Source organism: Sphingobacterium shayense (assembly GCF_013179575.1).
GTDB classification, from domain to species: Bacteria; Bacteroidota; Bacteroidia; order Sphingobacteriales; family Sphingobacteriaceae; genus Sphingobacterium; species Sphingobacterium shayense.
Genome location: NZ_JABMCQ010000213.1, coordinates 1 through 5,717, shown reverse-complemented (window position 1 = coordinate 5,717; position 5,717 = coordinate 1). Strand labels below are relative to the sequence as shown.

Annotated in this window: 5 protein-coding genes; 3 read left to right on the top strand and 2 right to left on the bottom strand. The window is 41.2% G+C overall.

All coding sequences use genetic code 11. From position 1 onward, the window contains the following. From HP439_RS17425 to HP439_RS17415, 3 genes are all read left to right on the top strand, one after another. Positions 1-1,040, top strand: a 1,040-nt coding sequence (locus tag HP439_RS17425) for a RagB/SusD family nutrient uptake outer membrane protein (RefSeq protein ID WP_172391612.1), incomplete at its 5' end; no start/stop codon positions are given. A 67-nt stretch (positions 1,041-1,107) separates the two neighbouring features. Then, the gene (locus HP439_RS17420) at positions 1,108-2,631 is read left to right on the top strand and encodes an alpha-L-fucosidase (RefSeq protein WP_216657893.1); all 1,524 of its coding nucleotides are present in this window, start codon (positions 1,108-1,110) and stop codon (positions 2,629-2,631) included. A gap of 80 nt (positions 2,632-2,711) precedes the next feature. After that, positions 2,712-4,253: a sulfatase gene (locus tag HP439_RS17415; protein WP_172391611.1), complete on the top strand. Its 1,542-nt coding sequence runs from the start codon at positions 2,712-2,714 to the stop codon at positions 4,251-4,253. Between the two features lie 97 nt (positions 4,254-4,350). Here the strand turns inward: HP439_RS17415 and HP439_RS17410 are convergent, their stop codons facing one another. Continuing rightward, the gene (locus HP439_RS17410; protein WP_172391610.1) at positions 4,351-4,719 is read right to left on the bottom strand and encodes a VOC family protein; all 369 of its coding nucleotides are present in this window, start codon (positions 4,717-4,719) and stop codon (positions 4,351-4,353) included. 66 nt (positions 4,720-4,785) lie between these two features. Then, positions 4,786-5,493 carry a formylglycine-generating enzyme family protein gene (locus tag HP439_RS17405; protein WP_172391609.1) on the bottom strand — a complete coding sequence of 236 codons (708 nt, stop codon included), beginning with the start codon at positions 5,491-5,493 and terminating at the stop codon, positions 4,786-4,788. Between the last annotated feature and the right edge of the window lie 224 nt (positions 5,494-5,717).

The following is a 5,717-nucleotide window of genomic DNA, read 5'->3' as shown; positions in this document are numbered from 1 at the left end:
GAGCAGTTTCCTATTATTATTTATATAATACTTTTGGCCCGACTCCCGTAGTCGATATACCGGTCGGAGCAACACCGCAGGAGATTGAAGAACTTGGGAAAAACACACCTCGCGCCGATAAGACAACGTTTTTGAATTATTTGATTGCTGATTTGGAATTCGCAGCAGAACAGCTGCCTGTCGTAGAGAATCCAATTGGTCGCGCTACGCGTGGCGCGGCGCTTGCCTATCAAATGAAGCTCTATTTGAAAGAAAAAAATTGGGAGCAAGTTCGAACGATCGCATCCAAAATCGAGGCATTAAATCAATATCAGTTGTTTGACGATTACACCAAGCTTTTTGCCGTAGACGGTGAGAATAATAAAGAATTTATTTTTCGCGCCTCGTGTATTGCACAATCAGGACATCATAATAACTATATGGCGCATGCCTTTCCTCCGAATTATCCAATTATGACAAACTGGGTCAATTTCGGAGCTCAATTTCGTACGTATTCGGCATTTTATAAAACATTCGAGGAGGATGACAAACGTAGGGCGCTTATAATCCGAAATTATACAGATATCGCGGGTAAACAGGTTGACCTTCTTGAAAACAAAGATGGAAAGGAACTAGATGACGTCAGAAGCTTTAAGTATTGGCCAGATCCAAGCGGGCTGGGAGAGGCTATGGGGAACGATATCGTTTTTGTTCGTTATGCAGATGTATTATTGTGTAAGGCTGAGGCGATAAATGAATTGGAAGGGCCAAATCAAAACTGCATTGACCTAGTGAATGTCGTGCGACAGCGAGCTTCTGCTTCTGCAGTTGCAATAGGCGATTTTTCTTCAAAGGATGCATTTCGAGACTTTATTCTAGCGGAAAGGGGACGTGAATTTTATTCGGAAGGACTTCGTCGTGAGGACCTTATTCGCCATGGTAAGTTTATTAGTTCAGCGATCGCTCGGGGACATGCAGCCAAAAATCATCATGTCGTTTTTCCCATCCCGCTTCAGCAGATCGATGCCAATCCGAAACTAGAACAAAACGACGGTTATTAGATTATTCAAGTAATACTTTTTATTCAGTTCCGATGTTGCGAATTGGATTAAAGTCAAATGAAATAGAATGAATACAAGCAAACAAGTTCGATTTTCGTACCTGGGACTGTTCAGAAAGTATTTTTCTCAAGATAACGAAGATTTCCAGAGGAAGCCCTTTCGTGTACTGGTTGCTGGGGAAGAGGAATTAGAACCTAACTTTCTTATGGATACATTGAAAAAAGCTGTAGTGTTTTCCCTGTTTATAATATTTGGGGTTGTTAATGCCCAAGATTTGCCTAAACCTACCTCTTCACAGTTAGTTTGGCAGCAGGCGGAGCTTGGCGTAATTTTTCATTACGACTTACACGTTTTTGATGGCAAGAAGTATAATCAAGGGGAGAATAGAATAGTTCCCTTAAATAATTACAACGATCTGTTTTCGCCCGACAGCCTTGATACTGATCAGTGGATACGGGCAGCTAAGTCGGCGGGGGCAAAGTTTGCGATTATTACTGCCACCCATGAGACCGGATTTGCCTTATATCAAAGCGATGTCAATCCATACAGTCTAAAAGCTATTGACTGGCGCGATGGAAACGGAGATATCGTGCAAGATTTTGTAAACTCTTGTCGAAAATATGGACTCAGGCCAGGTATTTACGTAGGGATAAGATGGAACTCATTTTTAGGTGTTCACGACTTCAGAGTAGAAGGAGAAAGTCGATTTGCAGCACATCGTCAACAAGCCTATAAAAAGATGTGTGAAGGCATGGTAGATGAGCTTACTTCGCGGTACGGTGATTTATTTATGATTTGGTTTGACGGTGGTGCTTCTGATCCTAAAACATATGGTGCGGACGTATTGCCAGTTGTCGAAAAAAATCAACCCAATTGTCTTTTCTATCACAATGCCGAACGAGCGGATTTCCGCTGGGGAGGAAGTGAGACAGGAACTGTACCTTATCCCTGCTGGTCTACCTATCCTTTTCCATATTCACATGCTAATAATACGGAGTACATTGCGAAAGACAACTTCAAATTGCTAAAACATGGCGACAGCGACGGACAGTATTATATGCCAGCAATGTCAGACGCGCCCTTGCGTGGTCATCAAGGACGCCATGAATGGTTTTGGGAGCCAGATGACGAGAAACATATATATCCAGTGGATCATCTTGTTGATATGTACAAGAATTCTGTAGGCCACAATTCTACATTAATATTGGGGTTAACCCCAGATCCGTCCGGGCTCCTACCAAAGCACGATGCAGATACATTAAAAGCCTTTGGGGATAAAATTAAGTCGCTCTTTGAAGTCCCAATAGCTTTTGTGGAAGACTCAGGTGAGAAGGAACTTTCATTGAGCGTTCCAAAAGATAAAACTCCCAAACATTTAATCGTAAAAGAAGATTTGACCTTTGGTCAACGGGTGCAGAAATTTGAAATCCAAGCCTTCAAAAATAATACTTGGCAAGTGCTTTTCGCAGGGACCTCTATCGGTCATAAATTTATCTATCAGATCGAGTCTCCGACAGATATCACTAAAGTGCGGCTTGTAATAAAAACCAGTAAAGGAACTCCGAAAATATCGTATTTCGGCGTATCTTAAGTCAATATATAATTTAAAATCGGATCGCTGTTTTATGAGCAGGGAACGAATAGAATGTTATAATAGAAAATATCTAATATATGATAAAGACAAAATATTTTAAATTTTTAGGGGTTCTTTTGCTCCTTGTTAATCTGCTGGGTAGTTTACATGGACAGTCCGCGGCCCCAAATATTGTTGTGTTTTTTGTGGATGATTTGGGATGGCAGGATACCTCTGAGCCGTTCTATAAAAATGAAACACCAATAAATCGAAAATTTAACACACCTCATCTGGAACAATTGGCGAAAGAATCCACTAAGTTCACGAATGCTTACGCCACGCCAGTATGTACTCCTTCGAGAGTCAGCTTTCTTACAGGTCTGAATGCTGCACACCATAAGGTCACAAACTGGACACATCCTTTAGCGAACAGACCTACTGATAATAGCGACGAGATGTTGACGCCTCCCCAGTGGAATATCAATGGATTGAGCCCGGATGGTGATGTGCCGCATACTGTCGCCGCGACGCCGTTACCGGCGTTATTGAAACAAGCAGGTTATTTTACCATTCACGTCGGTAAAGCTCATTGGGGCGCTGCTGGCACGCCGGGGGCAAACCCCTCTAACCTAGGCTTCATAGTTAACATTGCTGGTCACTCAGCCGGCCATCCACAAAGTTACTACGGCGAGGACAATTATGGTAATATTCCCGGAAAAGCAAGTTATCAAGCGGTTCCGGGTTTGATGGAATATTATGGCACCGACACTTTTTTAACGGACGCTCTTACTAAAGAGGCAATTAAAGCCATGGAGGAACCAATTAAAAGAAAAGAACCTTTCTTCCTTCATTTTTCAAACTACGCTGTGCATGTTCCAATTCAGTCTGACCCACGTTTCTTTCAACGGTATATAGATTCCGGATTAGATTCTACCGAGGCAGCATACGCGTCATTAGTTGAGGGGTACGATCAAAGTATAGGAGATGTTGTTCAGTTTTTGAAGCAACGTGGAGTTTATGACAATACAGTTATTGTTTTCGTGAGTGACAACGGAGGACTGAGTATTCCACCAATGCGTTCGGGAGAAATTCATACCCAAAATTTACCATTGCGCGCGGGAAAAGGATCGCTCTATGAAGGAGGAATCCGAGTACCTCTTATTGTGAAAAGTGCGGCGGGTACTAAGCCAAAAACTGAAGATTCACCGGTGATCATGGAGGATCTTTTTCCTACACTACTGGATGTTGCGAAGGTCGAGGATCCTCAGCTAAAACAGGGCACCATTGACGGCGTAAGTCTCGTCCCATTGCTGGAAGGTAGTAAAAACAACAGCTGGAAAGAAAGGGCCCTGGTATGGCATTTTCCAAACAAATGGACAAAACCTGATGGACCTGGAATCAATTTTTTCTCCGCTGTTCGAAAGGACAATTACAAGCTAGTCTATAATATGAAAAAGTCTAAAGTCGAACTGTTTGATTTGGCAAAAGACATTGGCGAAACAGATGACATTGCAACAAGAAACAAAACAAAATGCGATGAGCTTTCAAAAATATTATCGGATAAGCTTCGTGCTTGGGGGGCTCAGATGCCCGTGTACAAACAGGGGGGTAACCTCATACCATATCCCGATGAACTATAGATAGAGATCCAATATTTTTTTCAAGTAAACGATTGTCAGATACTTACCTCCCCTCCGCGTAAAAACCTTGGAAGGGAGGTATGTTCCGTTTTCTAAATTATACTTGATGTGACAATAAATTGATTGTTGCTCCACTAGGTTCCCTCACAAAAAAACGTTTGACACCCCACTGTTCGATCGTTAAGGGATAAACAATTTCAATGTTTTGTTCTTTTGCTCGTTCATACCATTCGTTAATATCTGACACCTCAATAGACAAGAAAATAGCTTTATTGTCCAAAGGTTCATTTTTATCGTTTCGAAAAATGGAGATCTGCGCTCGAGAGTTCCCTTTGGAAGCAAAAGTTAAAATCCATTCCATATCCATAACTAACTCCATGTCCAGAAACTCAGTATAAAACTTTTTGCTTTCTTCCATATTGTTCGTATAAATATTCGGAACTATTCTCAGTATAGAATTTTTCATGTGATCGCGTTTACAATATTGGTATTAAATCTAATGGTTGCTTTTTCGCTAAACAGCGAAGTGCGTTTAACTGCCCGTGTTGTTTCTTGCAATTCTAAAACCTAGATCGTCAATTTTGAATTTTGACGGATGGCTTCGTCTTCGCGTTGTAGCCATTACACTGCGAGCTTCATCGCACCAACCGCCACCCCTAAAAATACGATATGAGCCGTAAACATTCGTATCATACACGTCAGAACACCATTCCCAAACGTTACCCAACATATCGTGTAGTCCCCACATATTTGGTTCTTTCAGTCCAACATGATGGGGTTTTTGTTCCGAATTATGTTTATACCAAGCAATTAAATCTAATTCGCCATATCTGATTGCCGATGTGCCGCCCTTACAAGCGTATTCCCATTCTGCTTCTGTTGGTAGCCGAAAACCGTTGGCTGTTTTGTTGTAAACAAAATCTTGTTTTTCTTCATCCAAAACATAGCAGGGTTCTAGCTCTGACTTTAACGACAGCAAATTACAGAAAATTGCAGCATCTCGCCAAGAAACTGTTTCTACAGGCAGCTTGTTTCCTTTAAAAGCACTCGGGCTTTTTTTAGTTACTTCAAAATATAAATCCTGTGTTACGGGAAATTTTGCAAGAAAAAAACGCTCAATCTCTACCGTCCATTTATGCTTTGTTCTATCATCTCGCAGTTCAATTTGCCCGCTTGGTATTTCGATCATTTGATGATCCATAATTAAATTTAAAGATGTCTCTATTTCCTCGGGGTTCATATTTCTGATATGTTTTATCGATGGGTCAGCGTGTAGCCAATATGTTTATTTGTGGCGTTTATTCCATCTCTAAGTCCTTCGTAGTTCGTGCATGAGCGTTCTGAAAAATTGTTCGATGACTACTGAATCGACGCGATGATCAATGTCGTAAATATATGGATTTATTAAAGAATTGTCCATTGTACAGATCAATGATTTGTGTATGCAAAGAATCTATATGTTTA

Excerpts from the sequence above, each read along its gene's own strand:
- HP439_RS17410 (WP_172391610.1), bottom strand. The coding sequence starts at position 4,719 with ATGAAAAATTCTATACTGAGAATAGTTCCGAATATTTATACGAACAAT.
- HP439_RS17405 (WP_172391609.1), bottom strand. The coding sequence starts at position 5,493 with ATGAACCCCGAGGAAATAGAGACATCTTTAAATTTAATTATGGATCAT.
- HP439_RS17415 (WP_172391611.1), top strand. The coding sequence starts at position 2,712 with ATGATAAAGACAAAATATTTTAAATTTTTAGGGGTTCTTTTGCTCCTT.
- HP439_RS17420 (WP_216657893.1), top strand. The coding sequence starts at position 1,108 with ATGAATACAAGCAAACAAGTTCGATTTTCGTACCTGGGACTGTTCAGA.